Source organism: Pedobacter cryophilus, from assembly GCF_005116455.1.
In the GTDB taxonomy this organism is placed as follows: domain Bacteria; phylum Bacteroidota; class Bacteroidia; order Sphingobacteriales; family Sphingobacteriaceae; genus Pseudopedobacter; species Pseudopedobacter cryophilum.
Map to the genome: position 1 here is coordinate 676,182 of NZ_SWBP01000001.1, position 24,959 is coordinate 701,140.

The 24,959-nt window shown below is 35.9% G+C and carries 18 protein-coding genes; 7 read left to right on the forward strand and 11 right to left on the reverse strand.

The genetic code is table 11. The features are described from left to right. Positions 1 to 19: 19 nt before the first annotated feature. Positions 20 to 1,570, forward strand: a complete 1,551-nt coding sequence (locus FA046_RS02795) for a cryptochrome/deoxyribodipyrimidine photo-lyase family protein (RefSeq protein ID WP_136824835.1) — start codon at positions 20 to 22, stop codon at positions 1,568 to 1,570. Between the two features lie 90 nt (positions 1,571 to 1,660). On the opposite strand, the gene rmuC is transcribed toward FA046_RS02795, so the two are convergent. The 3 genes from rmuC to FA046_RS02810 all read right to left on the reverse strand — a co-directional run bounded on the left by rmuC (position 1,661) and on the right by FA046_RS02810 (position 5,032). Beyond that, entirely contained in the window at positions 1,661 to 3,001 is a 1,341-nt protein-coding gene (gene rmuC, locus FA046_RS02800; RefSeq protein ID WP_136824836.1) for a DNA recombination protein RmuC, read from the reverse strand. A 200-nt stretch (positions 3,002 to 3,201) separates the two neighbouring features. Next, entirely contained in the window at positions 3,202 to 4,506 is a 1,305-nt protein-coding gene (locus tag FA046_RS02805; protein WP_136824837.1) for an amidohydrolase, read from the reverse strand. A 112-nt stretch (positions 4,507 to 4,618) separates the two neighbouring features. Then, a complete protein-coding gene (locus FA046_RS02810) occupies positions 4,619 to 5,032 on the reverse strand; it encodes a hypothetical protein (RefSeq protein ID WP_136824838.1) in 414 nt (137 codons plus the stop codon). Positions 5,033 to 5,189: 157 nt separating this feature from the next. Here FA046_RS02810 and radA point away from each other — a divergent pair, with 157 nt between their 5' ends. Further along, positions 5,190 to 6,569, forward strand: coding sequence for a DNA repair protein RadA (radA, locus tag FA046_RS02815; RefSeq protein ID WP_136824839.1), 1,380 nt, complete (start codon positions 5,190 to 5,192; stop codon positions 6,567 to 6,569). A gap of 358 nt (positions 6,570 to 6,927) precedes the next feature. On the opposite strand, the gene FA046_RS02820 is transcribed toward radA, so the two are convergent. The 4 genes from FA046_RS02820 to FA046_RS02835 all read right to left on the reverse strand — a co-directional run bounded on the left by FA046_RS02820 (position 6,928) and on the right by FA046_RS02835 (position 15,450). Further along, positions 6,928 to 8,664: a M14 family metallopeptidase gene (locus tag FA046_RS02820; protein WP_136824840.1), complete on the reverse strand. Its 1,737-nt coding sequence runs from the start codon at positions 8,662 to 8,664 to the stop codon at positions 6,928 to 6,930. 10 nt (positions 8,665 to 8,674) lie between these two features. Continuing rightward, the gene (locus FA046_RS02825) at positions 8,675 to 10,303 is read right to left on the reverse strand and encodes a M14 family metallopeptidase (protein ID WP_136824841.1); all 1,629 of its coding nucleotides are present in this window, start codon (positions 10,301 to 10,303) and stop codon (positions 8,675 to 8,677) included. A gap of 47 nt (positions 10,304 to 10,350) precedes the next feature. Continuing rightward, complete coding sequence (locus tag FA046_RS02830; RefSeq protein WP_136824842.1) at positions 10,351 to 12,714, reverse strand: S9 family peptidase; 2,364 nt, start codon at positions 12,712 to 12,714, stop codon at positions 10,351 to 10,353. A 162-nt stretch (positions 12,715 to 12,876) separates the two neighbouring features. After that, a complete protein-coding gene (locus FA046_RS02835; RefSeq protein WP_136824843.1) occupies positions 12,877 to 15,450 on the reverse strand; it encodes a M14 metallopeptidase family protein in 2,574 nt (857 codons plus the stop codon). Between the two features lie 288 nt (positions 15,451 to 15,738). On the opposite strand from FA046_RS02835, the gene FA046_RS02840 reads away from it, so the two are divergent. From FA046_RS02840 to FA046_RS02850, 3 genes are all read left to right on the forward strand, one after another. Beyond that, the gene (locus FA046_RS02840; protein WP_136824844.1) at positions 15,739 to 16,086 is read left to right on the forward strand and encodes a YegP family protein; all 348 of its coding nucleotides are present in this window, start codon (positions 15,739 to 15,741) and stop codon (positions 16,084 to 16,086) included. A gap of 125 nt (positions 16,087 to 16,211) precedes the next feature. Continuing rightward, positions 16,212 to 17,066: a pirin family protein gene (locus tag FA046_RS02845; protein ID WP_136824845.1), complete on the forward strand. Its 855-nt coding sequence runs from the start codon at positions 16,212 to 16,214 to the stop codon at positions 17,064 to 17,066. 196 nt (positions 17,067 to 17,262) lie between these two features. Further along, positions 17,263 to 19,578, forward strand: coding sequence for a S9 family peptidase (locus FA046_RS02850; RefSeq protein WP_136824846.1), 2,316 nt, complete (start codon positions 17,263 to 17,265; stop codon positions 19,576 to 19,578). Between the two features lie 225 nt (positions 19,579 to 19,803). Here the strand turns inward: FA046_RS02850 and FA046_RS02855 are convergent, their stop codons facing one another. From FA046_RS02855 to FA046_RS02870, 4 genes are all read right to left on the reverse strand, one after another. Beyond that, the gene (locus tag FA046_RS02855; protein WP_317130535.1) at positions 19,804 to 20,625 is read right to left on the reverse strand and encodes a TerC family protein; all 822 of its coding nucleotides are present in this window, start codon (positions 20,623 to 20,625) and stop codon (positions 19,804 to 19,806) included. Positions 20,626 to 20,686: 61 nt separating this feature from the next. Beyond that, positions 20,687 to 22,015 (reverse strand): DUF4097 domain-containing protein, encoded by a 1,329-nt coding sequence (locus FA046_RS02860; protein WP_136824847.1) that lies wholly within the window; start codon positions 22,013 to 22,015, stop codon positions 20,687 to 20,689. After that, entirely contained in the window at positions 21,996 to 22,550 is a 555-nt protein-coding gene (locus FA046_RS02865) for a hypothetical protein (protein WP_136824848.1), read from the reverse strand. Before FA046_RS02865 ends, FA046_RS02860 begins: the two co-directional genes overlap by 20 nt. After that, a complete protein-coding gene (locus FA046_RS02870) occupies positions 22,547 to 23,107 on the reverse strand; it encodes an RNA polymerase sigma factor (protein ID WP_136824849.1) in 561 nt (186 codons plus the stop codon). Before FA046_RS02870 ends, FA046_RS02865 begins: the two co-directional genes overlap by 4 nt. A gap of 294 nt (positions 23,108 to 23,401) precedes the next feature. On the opposite strand from FA046_RS02870, the gene FA046_RS02875 reads away from it, so the two are divergent. Together FA046_RS02875 and FA046_RS02880 are read left to right on the forward strand one after the other, a co-directional pair. Further along, a complete protein-coding gene (locus FA046_RS02875) occupies positions 23,402 to 23,932 on the forward strand; it encodes a SixA phosphatase family protein (protein ID WP_136824850.1) in 531 nt (176 codons plus the stop codon). Next, the gene (locus FA046_RS02880) at positions 23,929 to 24,948 is read left to right on the forward strand and encodes an aminotransferase class I/II-fold pyridoxal phosphate-dependent enzyme (protein ID WP_136824851.1); all 1,020 of its coding nucleotides are present in this window, start codon (positions 23,929 to 23,931) and stop codon (positions 24,946 to 24,948) included. Before FA046_RS02875 ends, FA046_RS02880 begins: the two co-directional genes overlap by 4 nt. Positions 24,949 to 24,959 lie beyond the last annotated feature (11 nt).

A 24,959-nucleotide genomic window follows, 5' to 3' on the forward strand; every position in this document is an offset into this window, starting at 1 on the left:
ATAGGTTATTAAAAGATGAATGCCTAATCAAAGCGCTGTAAATAAACAAAAAATCAACATCGTTTGGTTTAAACGAGATCTCCGATTTACAGATCACGAACCTTTGTTTTTTGCACAACAAGAAGCACTTCCTATTTTGTTTTTATACTGCTTTGAACCTTCGGTAATGGCTTATCCAGATAGTGATGTGCGGCATTGGCGTTTTGTACATCAATCGCTGCAAGACATGCAATCTAAGTTAGATAACCTTAACGGCAAACTCCATGTTTTTCATCAAGAGGTGAATTTTGTTTTTGAAGAATTAGCCAAACATTATTCCATCAATACTATATTTTCTCATCAAGAAATTGGGAATAAAATTACTTATGACCGAGATCTCCTCATCAAAGATTTTTGCAAAAAAAATGATATTCAATGGAAAGAATATCAGCTTCATGGGGTGATTAGAAAATTAAAATCCCGAAAAAATTGGGGGCAGCTTTGGGAAAATAAAATGTCAGAATATCCCAAATTTGTAAAAGAAACCGACTGGAATATTTTAAACATCGACGAAAGTCTTTACCAATTTTTAAAAGGCGAAACTTTAGCCCAGGAAATTACCCAACCCAATAAAGATTTTCAGCCTGGCGGCGAAACTTTTGCCTGGCGTTACTTAGAAACTTTTGTGAAAGAACGTTACACCAATTACAGTACAAATATTTCTAAACCAGCCTTAAGCAGAAAAAGCTGTAGCCGTTTATCCCCCTATTTAACTTATGGCAATATTTCTATGCGGATGGTTTACCGCTACACTAGGCAGCATTATGAAAACGCCAGTAACAAAAGAGCTTTATCAAACTTCATTTCCAGATTACATTGGCATTGCCATTTTATTCAAAAGTTTGAAGATGAATGCCGCATGGAGTTTGAAAATGTAAACAAAGGTTATGATGACATTATTAAACCCAAAAACCAAACCTATATTGATGCCTGGGAACAAGGTAAAACCGGAGTGCCTTTGGTGGATGCTTGTATGCGTTGTTTGGTAGCAACGGGCTATATTAATTTTAGGATGAGGGCTTTAGTGGTTTCCTTTTTTACGTTTAACCTTTGGCAAGATTGGCGAGAGCTCAATTTCTTTTTAGCCCGTCAGTTTTTAGATTATGAACCCGGTATTCATTATCCGCAAATACAAATGCAGGCTGGCGTTACGGGTGTAAACACCATCAGAATATATAACCCAATTAAAAACGCCGAAGAGCATGATAAAGACGGTATTTTTGTGAAACAATGGCTTCCCGAACTTAAAAATGTACCCGCCCATTTAATTTATGAGCCTTGGAAATTAAGCCTGATGGAACAAGAAATGTATCAGGTAGAAATTGGAAAAGATTATCCTAAACCCATTGTAGATATTGAGAAAAGCCGCAAATACGCTTCAGATTTAATTTGGGGCTTACGCAAAAACCAAAACGTTAAAACAGAAGGTAAACGCATTTTAAATAAGCATGTAAATTTAGGAGACGCAACCGTTAAATCTGTTAAACCTAAGATTAAAAAAGTAGGGCCTTCTAAGAAAGACCCTACTTAGAATCGAGTTTGATTTTAGTTTTAGTTAAACTTTAAACTAAACAGCTGTTTTTGCTCTGTAAGAGCAAAAACCTTTCGCTGCTTCTCACGCTTATTCCTCTAACAACCTACTATCAATTTCTTTAGTGGCTTTTGCGCCTAATTTTTTTAAATTCTCTACTCGGTTTACTAAGTTTCCGTTTCCGGTGGTGAGTTTGCCCATGGCTTCGCCATAAACTTTTTGAGATTTATCTATACTTTTTCCAACTTCTTGTAAATCGCTAACAAAACCAACAAATTTATCATATAAAGCACCGGCTTTGGTGGCAATATCTATGGCGTTACGGGTTTGTTGTTCTTGTTTCCAAATAGAAGCTACGGTTTTTAAAGTAGCTAATAAAGTAGATGGAGTAACAATTACCACCCGTTTATTCCAGGCAAAATCAAACAGCTCTTGATCATGCTGAACAGCTATAGCAAATGAAGATTCTATTGGGATAAACAGCAACACAAACTCGGGCGAGTTAATTTGATATAAATCCTGATAATTTTTACCGCTTAAACCACCAATATGTGTTTTAATAGAGTTAATGTGTTGTTTTATAAAGCCTTCTCTTTCTTCATCTTCGGCATTTACCAATTTCTCATACGCCACTAATGAAACCTTAGAATCAATCACAATATGTTTTTCATCAGGTAAAAAAATCACCACATCGGGTAATAACCTGCTGCCATCTTCGGCTATAAAACTGCTTTGCTTGCTGTAATTGGTCCCTTCTATTAAGCCCGATCCCTCTAACAATTTATCTAAAACCATTTCGCCCCAGTTGCCTTGTTTTTTGTTATCGCCTTTTAAAGCTTTGGTTAAGTTTGCCGCATCGTCACTAATTTGTTTGTTAAGTTCCATCATTTTAGTGATTTCCCCTTTCAAAACATTCCGCTCGTCTGATTCTGATTTATAAACCTTTTCTACTTTATCTTCAAAAGCTTTGATATTCTCTTTCAGCGGATTTAAAAGCAGATCTAAATTGGCTTTATTCACTTCGGTAAATTCTGCTGTTTTTGCTTTTAAAACTTGGTTAGCCACATTTTCAAACTCGGTTTTAAAACGAATTTGAGATTCTTCTACAAAAGCTTTTTGTTCTTGTAGCCTTTCTTGTTGGGCGTTAAATGATTCTTCTGCTCGTGATAGTTTTTTCTTTTCGGTGGTGAGCTGTTCAATTAAATCTGTTTTTTCTGCTTCTAATCTGTTGATTCTTTGTAAAAAGCGATGCTCGTTTTCTTGCTTTTCTTCTTTAGTACTTTTTACTTTTTGTTCGCTTACGGCGAGTTCGGTTTTTAATGCGTTGTAGGTTTCTAAATCAACTCCAGAAGTTGATTTAGGCTTTTTTATAAACAAAAAAACGGCAATTAATAAAATAACAACAGCAATAATTACAAATGCGAATTCCATTTAGAGAAGGGTTTTGTGGACACGAAAATAGGGATTTTGAGTTAATAGAACTGTTGGAAGTTAATTAAACCTGATAGTAGCGGATACCGGCCTTTTTGTGGTTAAGGCTGTGGCGTGGGCTTGTGAAATGGGGGTGCAGTATGAGCAAATAGCAGGACTATCGGAACCGAAGAACGAATAGCCCTGCTTTTCAAAAAAAATTATTTCCCTTTGTTTAAATAATCAATGGCTAAATCTGCTAAGGCTTTTACACCTAAGGTAAAACCGCTTTCGTCAATAAAAAAATCGGGGGTGTGGTGTGATGGTGCTTTTAACGGATCTTGACCTTTTGGCATTCCGCCTAAAAAGATAAATAAACCGGGTGCTTTTTCTTGATAAAAAGAGAAATCTTCTGCTCCGGTAACGGCTGGTCTTAACAAGATGTTTTCTGCACCTGCAACAGCTTGTAGGGTAGGCAACATTCTGACGGTTAAAGCGGGGTCGTTATAAGTTACCGGGTAGTGAACGCTAAAAGGGATTTTTACTTCGGCAGTTGCGCCGGCTGCTTCGGCAGTTTTGGTGACTATGGTTTTAATACGCTCAATAAACATTTGCTCATCTTCTTTACTGAGGTTACGAACGGTACCCATCATTTCTACTTGTTCGGGAATAATGTTAGAGCGCACACCGCCATGAATGGAGCCAATGGTCACTACGCCAGCATTTTCTGTCACGTTTAAATTTCTGCTCACAATGGTTTGTAAAGCGTTAATAATTTGTGCCGAAACCACTATGGGATCTACTGAAGACCAAGGATAAGCGCCATGAGCTTGCACACCTTTTACGGTAATTTTCATATCATTTACGGCCGCCATTGTTCCGCCCGGGCGATAAGTGATTTTGCCAACTTCGGTTTGAGAATTGATGTGTAAACCAAAAACGGCATCTACTTTTGGGTTTTCCATTACGCCTTCTTTAATCATTAATTCGGCACCACCTTCTTCGCCAAATGGCGGGCCTTCTTCTGCCGGTTGAAAAATGAATTTTACTGTTCCTTTTAAGTCATTTTTCATGGAGGCTAACAATTCGGCAACGCCCATTAAAATGGCGGTGTGGGTATCATGTCCGCAAGCATGCATTACCCCAACTTCTTGTCCGTTAAACTGTGCTTTTACTTTAGATGTAAAAGGTAAGTTTACGCGTTCCACTACTGGTAAACCATCAATATCTGCCCTTAATGCTACCACCGGACCAGGTTTTCCGCCTTTTAAAATGGCTACCACTCCGGTTTTTGCTACTCCGGTTTTAACTTCCATCCCTAAAGATTGAAGGTGTTTGGCTACAATTTCTGCGGTTCTTTTTTCTTGATTTCCTAATTCAGGGTGTTCATGAAAATCTCTTCGCCAAGAGATTACTTTTTGTTCTAAAGCATCGGCTTTTGCAGATACTTTTAGTTTTAAAGCTTCGGTTTGTGCAAAAGCAGAAGCTGATATTCCTAAAAAGGAAAGGAGTAGTATTTTTTTCATTTTAATGAAATGAGTTTAGTTAAGGATTTACAAGATAGGGATTTGTAGATGGAAAATAAAATTTCGGCTGATGGGAGTTTTTTAATGGATTCTTAGCGTTTAAGCCTGTAAATTATTTAAAAACGATTTCTTCTGGACCAGATATTTTAGAAATATGGCAGGCGCATTCTCCGCCACTTACTACAAAATCTACTTCTTTAATTGTGCCATTAACGGGATGTTTTGCTGAAACTCTAATATAATCACCTTTTGAAGAAAGGTCTTTGGTGTTTGCATCTGTAACTACCGTATAATATCCTTTTGCATTTATAGGATCAACATAATTTGAAGACGTTAAATCTTTATTGGTTCTTAAATTAAGGGATTTAAAATCTTTTACTTCTATTGCATTGCCCAAAGCATCAATAAATTTTACGTTTACTATTCGAAATTCTTGTGTACAGATTAAATTTTCACAGTTAATTTCCTCTGGTTTATTACAAGACCAAAACATGATTACAGTAATGAAGCAACATAGAGTTTTCATTATTTTATTCTTTAAATTATGGTATCAAATAGGATGATTTTGGTATTTGATTATAAATGTAAAATTTAAATGAGATGAATTGTTCACAAATGCTAATTTCCTTTTGCATACCCGCAATTAAAAATCGTACTTCGTATATCTAAAATCAAAAATCAAATTGGCTAAAACTAAAACGTCATATTTCTGTCAGAGTTGTGGGTATGAATCTGCAAAATGGTTGGGTAAATGCCCTTCTTGTCAACAATGGAATACTTTTGTAGAGGAAGTTGTAGAGAAAGGAGCTGGAAATTCGCCTGATTGGAAAACCAGTTCAAATACACTTTCTAGGGTAAATAAGCCAGCAAAGGTTCAAGAAATTGTTTATACAGAGGACCATAGATTAATTACGCCTGATAAAGAACTAAACCGAGTTTTAGGAGGCGGTATTGTAGGTGGTTCATTGGTTTTAATAGGTGGCGAACCCGGAATTGGAAAGTCGACTTTGATGCTTCAAGTAGCGCTTACTATTCCAAAACTTAAAATATTATATGTTTCTGGTGAAGAAAGCGAGCAGCAAATTAAACTAAGAGCCGAACGTATTTTACCTCACCCGGTTTCAGATTGTTATATCCTGACAGAGACCTCTACTCAAAATATTTTTAAGCAAATAGAAATTCTAGAACCCAGCTTGGTGATCATAGATTCTATTCAAACTTTACACTCGGCACATATAGAATCTACACCGGGAAGTGTTTCGCAGGTTAGAGAATGTACTGCAGAATTGCTTCGCTTTGCAAAGGAAACCAATACTCCTGTTTTTTTAATTGGGCATATTACCAAAGATGGGATGATTGCCGGACCAAAAATATTGGAGCACATGGTTGATACGGTTTTGCAATTTGAGGGCGACAGGCATCATGTTTACAGAATTTTACGAGCCATTAAAAATAGATTTGGTGCAGCTTCTGAATTGGGGATTTACGAGATGTCTGGTGCTGGTTTAAGAGAAGTTTCTAATCCTTCAGAAATTTTGCTTTCGCAGAGAGATGAGCCTTTAAGCGGCGTCACTATTTCTGCTACTATGGAAGGAATGAGGCCAATGTTGATAGAAACCCAGGCTTTGGTAAGTACTTCGCCTTATGGCACACCACAACGATCTGCAACGGGATTTGATACCAAAAGAATGAATATGTTATTGGCCGTTTTAGAAAAACGGTGCGGCTTTAAATTAGGCGCTAAAGATGTTTTTTTAAACATTGCAGGCGGCATTAGGGTAGAAGACCCTAGTATAGATTTAGGGTTGATAGCCGCTATTATTTCCTCACATGAGGATATGCCGGTTTCTTACAAAACTTGTTTTGCTGCTGAGGTGGGTTTATCTGGAGAAATTAGAGCAGTAACCAGAATAGAACAGCGTATTGCCGAAGCACAAAAATTAGGATTCGAACAGATTTTTATCTCTAAATACAATAAAAAAGGTCTCGATTTATCAAAATATGAAATAGAAATAAAAACAGTTTCTAAAATTGAGGAAGTTTTTAATTTACTGTTTGGCTAGGCTATAAACAACAAATCCGCTTTGTTTTCGAAGCGGATTTGTTATTAACAATTAAAATTTGTTTCGCTTAAAGTTTGGTTTAAAAACGCTAAGACTTTTTGATTAACCTTAGGTCTAATATAGGTTATTTAAAAGATTAAAAGCAAATTGTTTAACCTGATCTTTTTGCTATCTGCTTTTAAAAATAACTCAAAAAAAAATAATTAAACTGTTAAGATTAAAAATCCTGTTTATTGCAAATTCAGAGTTTTTTTGTGGAAAAATGTGGAAAAATATTTTAAAAAATAGGCAAATAAAAGTTAAACCCGATACACTATCTAAGCTATAATGTATCGGGTTTAAGGTTTAATAAAGTGTATTATTTGGTTAACTCAGCAATGCCACCTTTTTTACTATCTACTTTAACAGTGTATTTAGTGCCGCCTTGTACAATCCACCTTACTACCACCATATTCTGACCTCCAATATTATTCACTTTAATTACCGTTGGATTTACTTTTTGTTCGGTAGCAATATTCAAGTCTTTATTCTGGACAATCATGCCAGCTAAAACTTTTCCACCGGTTAAAGAGACCAAATCAGGCACTTCAATATTGTATTTTAAATCTTGAGAAGCATGTGTAGGCATCATTCTTTTATTGGCAATAGTTGCCGTTACTTCTTTTAATCCGTTGCCCAAATCTTTCACCTCTATATCATCTACTGATAGTTTTGGGGTATGGTAAGCATGGTAAAAAGTGAAAGCCATATTTCTATGCGCATCAGATTCTAATAAAAAACCAGGGTGTGTTCTGCCAAAAGTCTTTTTAAACCCGCCAATTTCAATATCACCAAATTGTGGGTGTTTAAATGGTTTCCAATCTACAAAAGCATCCTTAAACAATAGATATTTATCAAAATTGTACGATGTGGATTGTGGGTCTGTATCAGCTTTGCTAAAATATTGGAAACTGTTCCACAACTCGTTAGAGAAAGTATAAATTCCTCTACTTCCGTAAAACCAATCCAACTCGCCACCAAAAACAGAATATAAATCTTTATAAACTACTAAATATCTATATCCAGGAATCAATTCTTCTCCTTTTTTACCTAAAGCATCATAAACCCTAACATCTTCACGGTTATAAGTTCCTTCATCTTCTGCCGCACCTGGGCCACGTAAAATCATCCCGCCATTGTTGTGGTAAGATTGTGCTGCGGCTATGTTTGGGTGTTTTAATACAAAATCTGCAACAGCTCTGTTTTCGGGAATAGAAAATGGATATTTATAAGCGCCGCTTTGGATATAATTGGGTTGCCAATTCCAAGCCCAATCTCTGTTTGGGTCGTAAAAACCCTCGCCATCTTCATTCACTTGTCCGTCTAAATCATTATCAATCCCTTCATAACCTAACATTTCGTATTCGCCATCTTCATCAGCTCCAACCTGAATCATTCTTCGTGGATCTGTTGGGTCTAGTTTCATTCTGCCATTCACGTTTTTTCTACGCATCATGGTAATGTGTCCGTTTTTATCTAAATCATCAAAACCATCTTCATTTGTAGCGCCATCTCTATCGTTATCAACGGCAATCATTCCTGATCTAGGCGAGTTTGCATTATTAGGCTGCTGTAAAAAATTATCTCTTCCATCAGGATTGATAGACGGAACGATGTAGAAAATTTTATCATGCAATAATTCTTTAATAAAAGTATTGTTAGCAAAAGATTCTGCTAAATACCAAGCGGTATAAGAGGCAAATTCCGACCCTTGAATTTCATTAGAATGGATATTTCCATCAATGTACATTCCGGGTTTTTTATCAGGAGAACTGCCGGTTTTATAATCTGTAATTGCCAATAAAATTAAATCTCGACCTTGAGCCGTTTTACCGATCACCTGTACTTTTACCAAATCAGGATAAGCTTTTTCTAATTTACGAGCAATGGTAACATGGCCTTCGTAATCATAATATTTGTTCCAGCTAACAGCAACTTTTGGATTAACTGGGCTGCCAACTGCCTGAAACATTTGAGAAGATTCTTGAGCAATTGAGCTTAAAATACTTCCCGAGATTAATAAACTGAATATAGATTTTTTTATGTTGATGTGCATAACGTACAGATTAAAGGTTAATAGAAACAGTTTTTTGACCATTTGAAGGGCTGGCTATCGTAATGGTTACTTTTCCGCTTCCGCTGATGAGCCAACTCAAAGATTCCTTACCATAGCCAGCAATAGCGCCAATGGTTTGGTTTGCTCTGCCCGATAACACTTTTCCGCTTGTTTCTAATTTTACATGAATATTTTTAACCCAATTGCTTTTTTCTCCTACTTTGGTTTGAGTAGCAAAAGCACCATTATTTACCACATCTAAACTAATTCTGGTTAAGCCACCTTCTAATTTTTCTGTTTTCACATTCATTGGCGCCACCGTAGGCACCATTTTAGAAAGAGCCATCACAAAATTGGTATGCTCAGTTACTAAATTATCTACCATTTTGTAAGGAGGATTCAATAAAACAAAAGGATCTAAACCACCAACTTCTACTTTAGCATCCGGAAAGTCTGGATGTTTTACTGCCGCCCAAGTAGAAAAAGTGCCACTTATATTTTCTTTTTCGGCCCATCTTAAATAAGCAGTTTCGTCATTTTTTTCAGCAAATGCTTTTTGCTTTTTTGCCGTATCAGGTTTGGTTTCTGGCAACCACCAACCGGGTGTACTAAAGCTAAATCTGCCATAATGGAAATAAGCCCAATCTGCAAAATTACCTTCTGTAGCTTTTGAAACAGGTGCGTTTTTAGCTTTCACTATTTTGTTATAGGTTTTAGAAACTAAATCGTTCACTTTCACATCTTCCTCATACCAACTAGAAATAATTCTTTTACTGGTGCCGGCTTTGTTAAAACTTACCGGGTTAGATAAATTATTTTGAGGACCAAAAGTTAAAACTGCATATACATTATAGGCTTCAAAAAGAAAATCTAATAATGCTCTGTTTTCTAATTCTGAAACCATGTGTTCGCCAGAACCTGCCACAAAGTTTGGATAATTATAGCTCATGTTTTTATTGAAAGCCACGCCACCTTCTCCATCTTCATTAAAAACACCGTCTTTATCATTGTCTGTTCCTTCGCTAAGCAACAAATATTTACCTTTTTGTCCTTTAGTGAGTTCAGCTTTTATCATTATTCTTTCATCATCCGGCGAGGCAATCCATTCTCCTGTTGGATGTTCTATACGCATCATGGTAATTTTTCCATCTCCATTTAAATCTTCAAAGCCATCTTCATTAAAAACACCATCACGGTCGTCATCAGTTGATTTCGCATTTCCGCTTCTAGCGTATTTTAGCTTAGCAAAATATTGCTCGGTAGCATCCGGACTTAGGTTTGGAAAAACATAATAAGTTTGTTGATTGAGCAAGTTTTTAACGCTGTCTGTTGCTGATTGAGCTAATAATTTTTCGGCAAAGCCGATGGCTAGTTCAACACCTAAAAGATGACTACCTTCTACTCCTCCAACTACTGCAACAGCTGGTTTTTCGGTTAAATTTCCAGTGCCAATAGAAAGCATCCAAATATCTTTACCGCCTAAAGTTTTGGTTAATGATTTCACTTTTACCAGCGAAGGGTACTTTTTCTCTAGCTGTTGCGCTCTTGATGTGAGTGTTGAGTAATTGCTATAATCTTGTGCGGAGGCGAATTGGCTTCCTATTAAACAAGAAAATAGCAGGGTGTAAAATTTATTCATATCTATATTAAGTTTGACTGATTTTTATTGGATTCAATTTTAGCTTTTTACTTCTTCAAACTCTCTTCAAAAAGTTTATAAATTCTTGAATATTCGTCTCTCCAACTTGTCGGTTCTTCAAAACCGTGGTCTTCTACTGGGTAAACGGCCAATTCCCAATTTTCCTTTTTTAACTCGATGAGTTTTTGAGAAAGACGAACAATATCTTGGAAATGCACATTTACATCCACCATTCCGTGAGCCATTAATAATTTACCTTTTAAGCCGGTTGCAAAATTGATGGGAGAGCTTAACTCGTAAGATTTTGGATCGTTAAAAGGCTCATTTAAAATATTAGCTGTATAACCGTGATTATAATGTGCCCAATCTGTTACGGAACGTAAAGCGGCACCAGCAGCAAATACCTCAGGCTCATTAAATAAAGCCATTAAAGTGATAAAACCGCCATAAGAACCGCCGTATAAACCAATATGCTTAGGATTAACGCCGTATTTATCTACTAACATTTTAGCGCCATCTACTTGGTCGCTTAAATCTTTTCCGCCCATGTGGCGATAAATGCCTGTTCTAAAATCTCGGCCATAGCCAGAACTTCCGGTATAATCAATATCTAAAACGGTGTAGCCATTATCTGCCAATAAATTATGGAACATGTACTCTCTAAAATAAGTGCTCCAACGGTAATGTACGTTTTGTAAATAACCCGCTCCGTGTACAAAAATTACGGCTGGTTTTGCAGCATCAGCATTTTTAGCTTGATATAAACGAGCATAAACTGTAGTTCCTGTTTTATTCGTAAAAGTGACCATTTCGGGCTCTCTCCAAGCGTAAGAATCAAATTCTTTTGAAGTCGATTTGGTAATTTGAGTAGTTTTTGCCCCTGCCGAATTACTTTGGAAATACAATTCCCAAGGTTTATTAGAGTAGCTATAACGTAATGCAATAAATTTTTCATCAGGAGATAAAGATGCTTCGTTACCACCTTTCATCGAAGTAATTTTTGTGGCTGTTCCTCCGCTTACGCTGATTTTATAGAAATGGGTAATCCCCGGATGCTCGGTATTTGCTGTGTAATAAAAGCTTTTTGCATCATTAGAAAGCTGTAAACTTTGTACTTCCCAATTGCCAGATGTAATTTGCTTTTTTTGTTTGGTAATGATGTTTAAAGTGTAGAGATGAGAATATCCCGAGGCTTCGCTTTGGAAATACAAGGTTTCATCATCAATCCATCCTAAACTTCCTCCACCAAAACCACCACCAATGCCGGGGCCACCAATCCAAGCTTCATCTCTTTGGCGGTCTAATAAAGTTAATGCTCCAGTTTGTGGATTTAACTCCATTAACCAACGGTCTTTATTGTCTTGAGCGCTTACGGTTACAAAAGCTTTGGTTCCGCTTTTATTCCAAATAGGGATACCCACACTTACGGTACGGTCTTCGTTTTTCTTTTGTCTTTCTGCCAGTTGCTTTGGATAATCTTTCACATAATCTGGCAAATCTTTAATACCTAATATATCATTAGTTTTAATGCTGATGGTGCTGTCTTTATCTATTTGATAAATAAAAGTTTCTGTTGTTGAAAGCGGTGCGCCAACTTTTGTTCTGCCTGCAATATCGGTTGTAAAACCAGATGCATCAATAAAATCAGGAATGACAGTGTTTTTGGCCTCCGCTCTTTTTAATAAACGATAAGTGATGTATTTACCATCAGGACTTAATTGAATGCCAGAAATCGCTTTATCATCTACACTAATTTCTTTTGGTCTTTTAACCTCTCTAAATTTGGCTTCAATTTTATTTTCTTTAGCGATTTGATCTTCTTTTTTAACAATATCAAAAAGATCTAATTGCTGTTCCTTTAACCAAGTTTCTTGTGAATTTAATTTAGCATCAGGTCTTTTTCTGGTTCTTACAAAATTAGTAAGCTGAATTAATTCGCCATCTACTAAAGATTGTTGGTATAAATTTTCTCCTCTTTGATAAACTACAGCTGTTTCATTGGCAGTAAAATCAGCACCAGCTTCTCTGTCTAAAGTGTTGGTAATTTGTTTAGATGTTCCTGTTTTGATATCTAAAATAAATAAATCACCGTTTTTTTCATAAAGCTTTTTTGTTCTGGCTTTATTTAATGTCCCTCTAAAAGATGGCAAAGCTATTTCTGCTTCTTTACTTAATTTTTGAGGTTGTAGGTTTTTGGTGGTAATAAAATACCAAGAATCTTTACTGGCTCCGGTTGGATTCCATTGAAAATAAACGGTTTTACTGTCCTCACTCCATTGAATATTTGATGGAGATACACCCATCCAAATGGGGTCTCGCATAATTTTGTCAACGGTTAATTTCCCTAATTCCTGGGCATTTACGTTTGCAATGCCGCTTAGTAATAAAGCAATAAGTACAATTTTTTTCATGTTGTTGTGAGTTGAAATTCCACAGACCGCTGTCCGCAGATAATTTCGTTATAAATTGAATTTTATTTTTTTAAGTCATTACAGCGGACTGCCGACGTCGGTCTGCGGACTTAAAAGCACACAGACAGCGGAAACCGACCACCGTCTGCGGACTTCAAAAAACTAATCTTCTCCACCACCTCCGCCGCCACCAATGGTTTGACCGAAGAAAATAGCGTTCATAAATAATTTACTGGTTCCAAACCAAAAAGCTCTGAAGTTGGGATTATCAGAAAAAGAAATTACTCTTCCTCTGCCAAAACCGTTGGTAATTACTGCCGCAGATCCTTTTAAAATTTTCTCGTTAGCAGGAGAAATATAACCTGCTAAAAGTGGTTTTGCAGTATAAGTTAAAGGCGTAATAAACGGATTTTTTGGTTTTTCAAACATTCCGGTACCTTCTCTAAATAATGGAATTTCTGAGGTGGTAATTCCGTAAGCAATAGGATGAGTTTTATCTACTCGGCTATTAAAAATAGCACCCGGAATGTATTGCGCTCTGGCAACTTCTTGTTGGGTATCGTAATTTCTAAAAGCAATAGAATCATTGTTTTTGATCACTTTGTATTTGATATCAGCTATTCCGTTTGCAGATACCCAACGGTTAGCATCGCCCATGGCAATTAAAGTTCCGCCGGCTCTTACAAATCTTTTAACTTCATCAATTCCAGCCTGACTAATACCTGCATATCTGCCGTCAGCCATAATCATCACATTGTATTTCTCTAAACTTATTCTGTTAATATCAGTTTGTTCTACCAAAACTGGAGGCATATCAAAACGTTGATCTAATAAATGCCAAGCTTCACCAGCATCATTTGCATTTACGCCGGCACCTGTAACTAATAAAGTTTTAGGTTGTTGTACCACTCTAAAATTGCTACTTCCTAAGTTAATTCCTTCGGTAATTCCAGTGCCTACAGGGTAAACTGTAATTCCGGTTGATTTGGCCAAAGCCGATATTAAAGTATAGATCTCATTTGCGCTTAATGATTGGTTACTGGATTGAACCATCATGGTGCCACTTTCAAAAGTCTTGGGTTTTCCATCAATCATCATGCTGAATGATTTAGAAGCCACTTTTGCTAATAAACCTTTCTTTAATAACTCGTTCAATAATTTTGGTGCGTAAAATTCGGTCCATTCAAAAATATAGGCATAATTACTTGCAGCACCCATTATTTTACCTTCAGGGAATTTTGCTTCTGGAATTTCATCTCCAATTAAACCTGCTGTAGAAGCTACTTCTGCATATTTAATATTAAAAGCTAATGGGAAAGTCCAGGCAGAAATATCATAAAATAAACTGTCTTGAAATTTGGTTTGCTTAGCAAAAATTGCTTTAATAGTGGTGTATTGCGTTTGATCTGCCGGAACCACATAAGCTGCTTCCTGCTCAAAATTCTTTCCTGCAACACTGGTGTTTTTGGCTAATTGAAAAACCTTTATCTGATGTCTTTTTAAAATATCTAATAAATGATAGCTCACCGCTTTATTATCTGCCGAGCCAAAAACATACCCTTTTATCGCATCAGTTTTAGCTACCTCTAAAGCGCCTTTATAAAAGTCTTTTTGGAATTTCAGCATCTCCACTCGCATGCCTTGTGCTGCTTTTAAAGTAGAAAAAGCGGTAACCACTTGGTTTTTTACAGTAAAAGGAAATCTTAAAATTCCGTTATCACTTTCTTGCGCATGTCCTCTTGAACTGGCTTGCTCAAATAGAATTCCAACGGCTCCATTTACATCTGGGTAAGTACTTCCTTTACCATAATAGAAATCATCATAGTTTTCTTTGGTGAAATATAAAGAGCCAATTTTATCTAATTCTGCAGCATGGTAAGTTCCAATTTTAGCAGTTAACTCCTGATTGATTTTTGGGGTAAGCGGATTGGTTCTTGAAGGTACACCAGGCTGAAAAAAGAAAGTGGCGTTGGTACCTTGCTCATGGTGATCTGTTAAAATATTAGGCTTCCAGTTATGAAATTGAGCCAATCTACCTTTAGATTCATTGTGTTGTAAAGGCAACCAATCGCGGTTTAAATCAAACCAATAGTGGTTGGTTCTTGAGTTTGGCCAAGGTTCGGCAAATTCTCTGGAGTTTGGGTCGGTGACTAAAGTAGTGCTTTTGTTGGCATTTACCCAACTAGCAAAACGCTGAATCCCATCAGGATTAATAGCCGGGTCAAATAAAATCACCGTATTTTTTAGCATTTGGTCTACCTCACTACCTTCGGCAGCAGCCAAATAATAAGCTACCGCGATGGATGCATTTACCCCACTAGGCTCGTTACCATGAACAGAAAAACCTTGCCAAACCACGATAGGCATGTTATCAACATTGATATTTGCTGATTTTGATGGATCAGACAAAGCTACATGTTGGATTCTAATTTGTTCAATATTTTGTTGATTCTCTGGACTCGTTATCGTCAATAAAATCATCCTTCTGTTCTCATAAGTTTTGCCGTATTCGGTAATGGTGATACGGTCTGATGCTTGATCTAAAGCGGTCATATACATTACCACTTGGTCATGACTCACATGCTGGTCGCCCACGTTAAAACCCAAAATAGATTGTGGTGTTGGAATTTTTGGATTGTAAGAAACACCTTGAGGAAGGTAATAAGACAATGGCGTTTGGCCGTTTACAAAGTTTATAATCAGGCAAAAGCTTAGGAATAAGTAAAGTTTACGCATACGTTTAGTTTATTGTAAAATGCAAGTTAAAAATTTTAATGCTTTTGTACTAGAGCATTAGAAATAGATGGGTAGCGCTACAAGATTGTTACCAATTACTACCTGTTTAAACCCTCTTAGCTGTTTTAAGGCCCCATTATTAAGTGCAAAATTTGCAAAAACAGGTACGCGATTGATACAAATCATATCATTTACAGAATGTTCTTTTTACCTTAATAGCTGCATATTATAAAGCATTTATAATGGCATTTATAATGGCATTTCTATTTATCTAAAAAATCTAATAACATGGGAACATTTTTAATTTTAATAAGGAAAAACGGAGAATTTCAGTTTAACTTAAAAGCCAGTAATGGACAGGTTATTTTAAGCAGTGAAGGTTATGCTTCAAAAACCAATTGTTTAAACGGAATAGATTCTGTTAAGAAAAACGTTAAAGACGACCAAAAATTTGAGTGTAAAGAGGCGGGTAATGGAAAGTTTTATTTCAACTTAAAAGCCAGTAACGGACAAATTATTGCAACTAGTCAGATGTATGAAAGCATGAGTTCTAGAGACAATGGTATAGCATCAGTTAAAAAAAACGCACCAGATGCAGAAATTGAATATGTAGCTATTGAGGACGCCACTTTTTAAAAAGTAAATGATGAATAGCTGGTTTCTTTGTTATTTTTCTATCATAATTTAGCTTTCCGCATCGCAATGTGTTTATTTCATTAAAATATATCCTGATATTTGTTGCAACATATAAATTATGATTCATGAAAAAAGCCATCAAAACTATTCATTCGGCAGTTTACGCTCCAATAGATGATTTGATTACTTATAGGGCTATACCCACCAGAAGTATTGATTATTTAGATCCTTTTTTATTTTTGAATCATCATGGACCACAGGTTTATGGTCCAAATAACAGAGGTTTACCTTTTGGTCCGCATCCGCATAGAGGTTTTGAAACCTTAACTTATGTGATTAAAGGAGACATTGCTCACCAAGATTCTAGCGGTGGAGAAAGTGTAATTACTGAAGGTGGTGTACAATGGATGACCGCCGGAAGTGGCTTAATTCACTCAGAAGTGTCGTCAGAAGCATTTAAGAAAAACGGTGGCGAAGAAGAAGTTTTACAACTTTGGATGAATTTATCTGCAAAACATAAAATGGTGAAACCAAATTATGTGGGTTTAAGCAAAGAAGAAATTACGCACATTGCTGTTGCAGATGGAAAAGGCTTTGTTGATTTAATTTCTGGAACTTGGGGAGAACACAAAGGACCGATTGATTCTTTAAGTGAATTAACCATGACAAGCATTCGTTTAACGGCCAACGCCAAATTAGAAATTCCAATTCCAAGCGGAAACGAGGTGTTTTTTTACGTGGTAAAAGGAAACTTAAATGTAAACGGAACAGCAGCAGAAATGCACCAATTGGTGCAATTTGAAAAAGAAGATGGCGATATTACTGTAGAAACTACTACAGATACTTATATATTATTTGGTTACGGAAAACCTTTTAATGAGCCAATGGTTGCTCAAGGGCCGTTTGTAATGAATAGCGACGAAGAAATTACACAAGCTTATCAAGATTATAGAACCGGGAAAATGGGAAGCTGGAATTAAATTAAAATAGATACTAAAAGCACACACCGAGACAAAACCGAAAAGCCCACGATGAAAATCGGGGCTTTTTAATTTTAAGGATAATTTACTCTTGCAAACAGTACATTAAAACGCTGCAATTTGTATTATTGTTAATACTTTAATTAAAGTTAAAGCGCATCACTTATTTTAGTTGATTATCTAATTCAAATTATACATGAAAAATTTTGTGTTTACGGCTGTGTTTGTTTCATTTATTGGATCAACCTACGCTCAACAATCAGAATCGTTATCGGCCAAACATTATGAACATGCCGAAAGTTTCATGAGTTACCATACTCAAAAATATGTTGATGGTGCCCCAGTAAGAGCAAATTGGTTAGCTAATGATAAGTTTTGGTTTTTAAAATCGTCAGCTGCAAAGCAAGAATTTTTATTGGTGAATGCAGCTAAGAAAACCAAGATTCCTGCTTTTGACCATCAAAAATTGGCAGCAGCAATGTCTAAATCAACCGGAAAAACTGTTGATGCAACACAATTACCTTTTAAAACCATTAAATTTTCTGCTGATGAAAAAGAGATTACTTTCTCTACAGAAGATAAAAACTGGAAATATAATTTAGGGCAAAATCAATTGACAGAAGAACCAAAAAGTTCTGGCTCAAATGATGCAACACCAAGAGGAAGAAGAGCTAATCCAGAGGTTCTATCTCCAAATGGCAAACTTGCTGCCTTTATCAAGGAAGATAATTTATGGGTTAGAAATACCGAAACAAACGAGCAAACTCAGCTTACTTTTGACGGAATAAAAAATTACGGTTACGCTACAGATAATGCCGGTTGGACACATAGCGATGCCGCTATTTTACGTTGGTCGCCAAATTCTCAAAAAATTGCAACCTTTAAGCAAGACCAACGCAATGTGAGTGATATGTATTTGGTGACCACCAATGTGGGTGCTCCAAAATTGCAATCATGGAAATATCCTTTGCCGGGCGATAAAATTATCCCGATGATTGAGCGAGTGATTATTGATGTGGCACAAAAACAGGTGATCAAATTAAATATTCCTGCCGATCCACACCGAGCATCTTTAAGTGACGACATATCAAGTAGTGGTACTTTTGATGATGTAGATTGGAACGAAGATGCTTCTCAATTGGCTTTTTTATCTACATCAAGAGATCACAAACAAGAAAAATTTAGAATTGCAGATGCCGCAACCGGTAAAGTGAGAGAGGTTTTTGAAGAAGTGGTAGCTACGCAATATGAATCTGGGCAGGGAGCCATCAACTGGCGATATTTAGCCAAAAGCAACGAAATTATTTGGTACTCCGAACGTGATGATTGGGGACATCTTTACCTTTATGATGCCACAACCGGAAAAGTAAAAAACCAAATTACCAAAGGAAATTGGTTAGTTAGACAGCTAATAAAAGTTGATGAAAAAACCAGAATGCTTTACTTTATAGGTGGAGGTAAAGAAGACGGGAATCCATATTTTGCGTATTTGTACAAAGTAGGTTTTGATGGAAAAAATTTAAGTTTACTAAGTCCTGCTATAGGAAATCATCAAATAAGTTTTTCACCTTCTGATAAGTATTTTGTAGATACTTATTCGCAGCCAAATGTTCCATCTATTTCAGAATTAAGAGATTTAAATGGGAAGTTAATTACCCCTTTAGATAAAACTGATGTGAGCCGCTTAATGGCTACAGGTTGGAAAGTACCAACACCAGTAAAGTTGTTAGCTGCTGATGGCAAAACTGATATTTATGGGTTGGTTTTTACGCCAAGCAAAATAGACCCAAGCAAAAAATATCCTGTAATTGATTATATCTACCCTGGTCCGCAAGGTGGAAGCGTGGGCAGTTGGGCTTTTAATGCATCAAGAGGAGATCATCAGGCTTTAGCCGAGTTGGGCTTTATTGTGGTTTTAATTGAAGGAACTAGTAATCCGCTAAGGTCTAAAAGTTACCATGATATGAGTTATGGCGATATGTCTACCAATACTTTGGCAGATCAAATTACCGGTATTAAACAATTAGCTAAAACTTATCCAATAGATATTGATAAAGTTGGAATTTGGGGACACTCAGGTGGAGGATTTGCAACCGCAACAGCCATGTTTAAATATCCTGATTTTTTTAAAGTAGGGATATCAGAATCAGGAAATCACGACAATAGAAATTACGAGGACGATTGGGGCGAAAGATATAACGGCTTAGCAGAAAATGTTGATTACGAAGCACAGGCCAACCAAAACTATGCGCATCAGTTAAGAGGGAAACTGATGTTAGCACATGGTTTAATGGATGATAATGTACCGCCATCTAACACTTTATTAGTGGTTGATGCTTTAATAAAAGCCAATAAGGATTTTGATTTAGTGCTTTTTCCTAACAGTGCACACGGTTTTGGTCCGTTTAGCCCATACATGATGCGTCGCCGTTGGGATTATTTTGTAAAGCATCTTTTAGGGGTAGAACCGCCAAAAGAATATGCTTTAAAAGGAGCGGTACTTAAGAAGTAAATAAGCTGTTTTACAGGCGTTTTTTAAAAAAAGGGTATAACCATAATTGTATAAAGCCCAATAACTTGCTCCGCAGGAGTAAGTTATTGGCAAATTTTTATGGCAAGCCCTAAATACCTAAACTGGATAGTAGTGGAAAACCCGCAGGAAAAGAGCGAGCGGATTTGGAACGCATAGCCAGACTATCTTTTGTAAACACCTACTACAGCACCTTTTCTAAAAATTTTACTTTTCTTCTTCTTCGTGTGGCGTGTTTCTTAAATGAACTGGTTCCGTTTTTTTCTTCTTAGCTCTTAGGTTTAATGCTTCTACTAAAACCGAAAATGCCATTGCAAAATAAATATACCCTTTTGGTATATGTTGTTCAAAAGCTTCGGCCAAAAGAGAAACGCCAATTAATAAAAGGAAAGAAAGGGCTAGCATTTTAACCGTTGGATGGTTGTTTACAAAATTTGAAATGGCGTTAGAAGAAAACATCATCACTATAACTGCAATAACTACCGCGGCTATCATCACCCATATTTCACTGGCCATACCTACTGCGGTAATTACAGAATCAAGCGAGAATACAATATCTAAAATTAATATTTGGATAATTACGCTAGAAAAAGACAGGGCTTTTCTTTTGGTTTCTAATTCTTCTTCGCCTTCTAACTTTTGGTGAATTTCGTGTGTGCTTTTATAGATAAGGAACAAGCCACCAATTAGCAAAATTAAATCTCGACCAGAAATGGCAAATCTTTCTAGCATTTCTTTATCTGTTAAGCGCATCCAATCGCCAGCGTTAAAAAGAGGGGCGGTTAACTGCATAATCCAGTTTAATGAAAGGAGCAACAAAACACGGGTTCCCATAGCTAGCGCTAAACCTAAAGTTCTTGCTTTTTTTTGCTGATGAACAGGTAATTTACCTGCTAGAATAGAGATAAAAACAATGTTATCTATTCCTAAAACTATTTCTAAAACAGTTAGTGTTAAAAGAGAAACCCATATTTCGGGGTTAGAAAGCCATTCCATAATTTGAATTTTTTCTAAAAATAGAAAAAGCATGTCAATTAGAAATAAAAAAGGCGAACTATTCATTCGCCTTCTTCATTTCATATCAAATTTTCTAGTTAAACTTTACACTTCCGTAATTAGATTTTACTATTATGGTTGCGTCAGTTGTTTTTCCGTAAACGCCTTTATATTGTTTAGAAGAACTCCAGCCTTTGGCTTCGTCATCAGGGTATTTACTGGTAATTTTTGTTTTTGTACCGTCGTATTTAAAGCTGGCGTAATTGGTATTGATATCAAAATTAAAACCATCTATGCCTATTAAATCTAGGTTTACGCCCGAGTAATTCGCATTAATATTTAGCGATTTAAAATCTTTATCAAAAGCGGTGATTTTAAAGCCTCCAGAATAGTTCATTTTAATAGTGTTATTCCCGCTTAACTTCCCTAAAGTTGCTCCGCTGTAGTTTAAATTGGCATTTAAATTATTCAAATCATCAGCTTTAAAGCTGCCGTAATTGCAAGATATTGTGGCATTATTTAAGGCCATTAATTGTAATTTACCATAATTAGAACTCAATTTATTGGTGTTACCTGATAGTTTTTGAGCCGTTAAATCCCCATAATTCATGCTTACAGAAACAGGTCCGTTTAAATCTGGCAAAATAATGTTGGTGTAATTTGTTTTCAGATTTAAAGCATTTTTAGATGGCATATAAACCGTATAATAAACATCTACTTTTTGTTTTTCGCCTGGGTTATTCCACCAACTTATAGACATCCAACTATTACCACGACTGTTTTTTTCTATTGTTGTTTTAAACACAATTTGATCACCTGTTTTGCTGTTAGCAATGGTTACGCCATCTAACAATTTTTGCGCATCGTCTTCACTTTCTGCAAACGCTTTCACTTCAACGTCAACCTTAATCTCGTTTTTATCCCAAGTATTTACGGTAATTCTACCATAGCTGTTTTCAATAGCCAAAACATCATTTGCATCTACGGTGTAGGATTTAGTTAGTTTTTTGATTTTCTCTGCCGCATTTTCTGGTGCGCCTATTTTATAAGAAAAATTTGAATTAAAGGCTGGTACTTCTGGTAAGTCTGGCATTTCTGGCATGGCGGGCAATGCCGGCATTTCAAACTTAAAATTCTGATCAAAATTTTTAAACTTTTCTTTCAGTTTTTTATCAAAGTCAACCATGCTCAATTCTAAACCTTTCATTTTCACATCAAAACCATCAAAAGCTTTTTCAAATTTTTTCCCAAATTCTTCCCATTTCTGTTGAGGAATTTCGGGTGCAATAGGCGGCATCGCTTCTGTATTTACAGCTGGTGGAACCGGTGCAACCGGTGGTACTTCTTGTGCTTTTACTGCGTTTGCAAAAAACAAACTCACAATAAACGTATAGCAAGCTAATTTATATAGATATCGTTTCATTTTTAGTGCTTTTTAATTGTTTTACTTCTTCTATAATATTTAATTGTTGGTTCAATAAAGAGATTTGTGCCTGCAAGTTCCGAATCATTGCTTTTACTACTCTATCTTGATTTGGGGTATTTGGAAGCTCTTTTTCAAGCTCGTTATATTCTTTTTCTAATTTGTTTTGCTCGTCTACAAAAGCTTTATATAAGTTGGGTTCTAGCTTTCCAAAGCTTTTAATTTCTTCTTGTTTCATTTCTATTAAAGAAGCAAAACGAATTTCTTTTTTAGCGTATTCGGGGCTAATATTACTCAGTTTTAAAGCTTCCTTGTTTTGGTAAGCAACAAAAATATAACCTGCAGTACAAACCAATAGCAATACAGCGGCAACTCGCATAAAGCTGTAAAAAATGTTCATTTTTACTTTTCTGCTTTCCTTTTTCTCATACTCGTTTAAGCCAGCATCAATCTTATCCCACATCAATTCTGGCGCTTCAAAACCATCTAATTGTTTCTTATTGTCCTGAATAAATTTTTCTAATCTATCGCTCATGCTTCTACTCCTTTTTCTTTTAAAATATCAAGCAACTTTCTTTTTGCTCTTAAAAACTGTGTCCGAGAAGTTCCCTCGTTAATTTTTAAAATCTGCCCAATCTCCTCATGGTCATAACCTTCAATTAAATACAGGCTAATTACTAATCGGTAACCTTCTGGCAATAATTGTATGGCTCGCCTCACTTCCTCAGCTTTTAAAACCACCTCTTCATCATCGTAAGGCTCATTATCTGGCAAACATTCTACATCTAAATCGTCAATATCTGCAAACTCAATTTTGCGCTTTCGCAAACAATTTATGGCTCTATGAATCACAATTTGCTTTAACCACAAGCCAAAAGTAGTTTCTTGCCTAAAATCTTTAATCTTACAAAACGCATCTAAAAAAGCTTCCTGCAAAACATCTTCGGCCTCATCATTTCTGTTTAATACACGCATAGCCACGTTATACATAGCCTTTGCGTAAAGCTTGTACAAATCTTGGTGTGCATTACGGTCTCCATTTTTACACTTTACCACCAAGTCAAAGTGTTTGTCTCTATAAATAGCCTCCAAATTTTTAAGCTTCTGTATTAAATGACAGCACAGTTTTTAAAACGTTGCACCTCACTCAAATTTTTTAAATAAATTTCGATATTATTTTTCACAAAGAATTAAATGGGCGTAATAATGCCTTTAAAGCTATTTTTTTGAAGCACAGGGCAATTACTATTTATTAAAGCTAGTCCCGCTATTTATTCATACTGCACAGGCATTAGCCACATAGGCCGGTATCCATTTCTATCGGGGCTAAAAACTTACGACAGAATTAATCAACAAAAACTAAACAGGATTAACTAAATTAGTTCCATGAAAAAAACCTTAATCTTCTTTTTATTCGCCATTTTAATAAGTATTAACGTTAGGGCGCAAAAAGCAAGCAAAATTTGGATTGTTCGCCACGCCGAAAAACAAACCATTGACCCAAAAAATGCCAACCCCGCTTTAAACGCCGAGGGAGAAAAAAGAGCAGAAGATTTAGCAGAATACCTTAAAAAAGAAAAAGTAGATTATATTTTCTCTACCGATTATTTAAGAACCAAGCAAACAGCAGCTCCGCTTGCTAAGCAAAAAGGCTTAGAGATTGAAACTTATAATCCTAAAAATCATGCAGTGTTGGTTCAAAAAATAAAAAGCTTACCGCAAGGCAAAAACAGCTTAATTGTTGGGCATTCTAATACCGTTTTAGAAATTTTAGCATTACTGGGCGGTACAGCTCCAGTAAAAACCTTAACAGATGATGATTATGACTTTCTTTTTAAATTGAGCCTTAAAAGAGATAAAGTTAAAGTCAAAACTGGTCGTTTTGGCGAAAGTCATCATTCTACCGAGCTTAAATGAAACCGGTAATTATCCAATCGGGTTACCAACCAAAAGTTAATGTTGATAAAGAAAAACATTTGTTTTTTGGCGGCACCTCTTATTTGGGTTTAAACTATCATCCAAAAATTTTAAAGATTTTTTGCAATGGATTAAAAATTTGGGGTTTAAATAATGGCGCCTCCAGAAATAACAATATTCAACTTTCTATTTATAATGAAGCCGAAAAAGCTCTAGCAAAAGATTACCAAACCGAAGTGGCAGTTACTTTTTCTAGCGGCTGGCTAGCCGCCCAAGTTGCCGTAGAAGTTTTAAGCAAAAACAGAGATTGTGTTTACATTAATGAGGCTCATCCGGCATTAAATGCGCATAACAATGCCGTTTTAGAAATTCAAACCGCAGTAAATTACATCAACCTTTCTCATCATACTAATTTCCTTATGGTGAGTAATTCATTAAATAATGTGATGCCGCAAATTTTTGATTTCTCGGCTTTAAGCCAAATCTTACCCAGTAAAAATGTGGTGCTGTTGTTAGATCATTCTCATGGCTTTGGCATCTTAAAAGACGAATGGTTACTTACCATAAAAAAGATTAATGCAAATATTGATGTGGTGATATGTGGTTCTTTAGCCAAAGGATTAAGTTTAGATGCCGGTGTAGTTTTAGGTTCAAACCATTGGATTTCTCAAATAAAATTGAGCTCTACTTTTAATGGTGCTTCGCCATGTAGCGCAGCCAGTTTACATACTTATATGAATAGTGAATCCATTAGAAATAAAGCATTGGCTAAGTTAACAGCAAACCTAAACTATCTGTTTTCTAAATTATCAAAAGACAACTTTTATTGGATTCCAAACTTCCCGGTAGTGGTGATAAAAAACCAAGCATTAGTAGAAAAACTGATCACTAATAAAGTTTTATTCACCTCCTTTCCTTACCCAAATGCTAATAGCCCTACTATTAACAGATTGGTAATTACATCGGCACACAGCCAAAAAAATTTAAAAAAATTAATGGCTATTTTAAAGAATTAATGGGCTTATAA

Bases quoted from the DNA above. Each gene is read 5' to 3' on its own strand.
- FA046_RS02845 (WP_136824845.1), top strand. From the start codon at position 16,212: ATGAAAAAAGCCATCAAAACTATTCATTCGGCAGTTTACGCTCCAATA.
- FA046_RS02855 (WP_317130535.1), bottom strand. From the start codon at position 20,625: ATGCTTTTTCTATTTTTAGAAAAAATTCAAATTATGGAATGGCTTTCT.
- FA046_RS02820 (WP_136824840.1), bottom strand. From the start codon at position 8,664: ATGCACATCAACATAAAAAAATCTATATTCAGTTTATTAATCTCGGGA.
- FA046_RS02795 (WP_136824835.1), top strand. From the start codon at position 20: ATGCCTAATCAAAGCGCTGTAAATAAACAAAAAATCAACATCGTTTGG.
- FA046_RS02840 (WP_136824844.1), top strand. From the start codon at position 15,739: ATGGGAACATTTTTAATTTTAATAAGGAAAAACGGAGAATTTCAGTTT.
- rmuC (WP_136824836.1), bottom strand. From the start codon at position 3,001: ATGGAATTCGCATTTGTAATTATTGCTGTTGTTATTTTATTAATTGCC.
- FA046_RS02835 (WP_136824843.1), bottom strand. From the start codon at position 15,450: ATGCGTAAACTTTACTTATTCCTAAGCTTTTGCCTGATTATAAACTTT.
- FA046_RS02850 (WP_136824846.1), top strand. From the start codon at position 17,263: ATGAAAAATTTTGTGTTTACGGCTGTGTTTGTTTCATTTATTGGATCA.
- FA046_RS02860 (WP_136824847.1), bottom strand. From the start codon at position 22,015: ATGAAACGATATCTATATAAATTAGCTTGCTATACGTTTATTGTGAGT.
- FA046_RS02830 (WP_136824842.1), bottom strand. From the start codon at position 12,714: ATGAAAAAAATTGTACTTATTGCTTTATTACTAAGCGGCATTGCAAAC.
- FA046_RS02810 (WP_136824838.1), bottom strand. From the start codon at position 5,032: ATGAAAACTCTATGTTGCTTCATTACTGTAATCATGTTTTGGTCTTGT.
- FA046_RS02875 (WP_136824850.1), top strand. From the start codon at position 23,402: ATGAAAAAAACCTTAATCTTCTTTTTATTCGCCATTTTAATAAGTATT.
- FA046_RS02805 (WP_136824837.1), bottom strand. From the start codon at position 4,506: ATGAAAAAAATACTACTCCTTTCCTTTTTAGGAATATCAGCTTCTGCT.
- FA046_RS02880 (WP_136824851.1), top strand. From the start codon at position 23,929: ATGAAACCGGTAATTATCCAATCGGGTTACCAACCAAAAGTTAATGTT.
- FA046_RS02825 (WP_136824841.1), bottom strand. From the start codon at position 10,303: ATGAATAAATTTTACACCCTGCTATTTTCTTGTTTAATAGGAAGCCAA.
- FA046_RS02865 (WP_136824848.1), bottom strand. From the start codon at position 22,550: ATGAGCGATAGATTAGAAAAATTTATTCAGGACAATAAGAAACAATTA.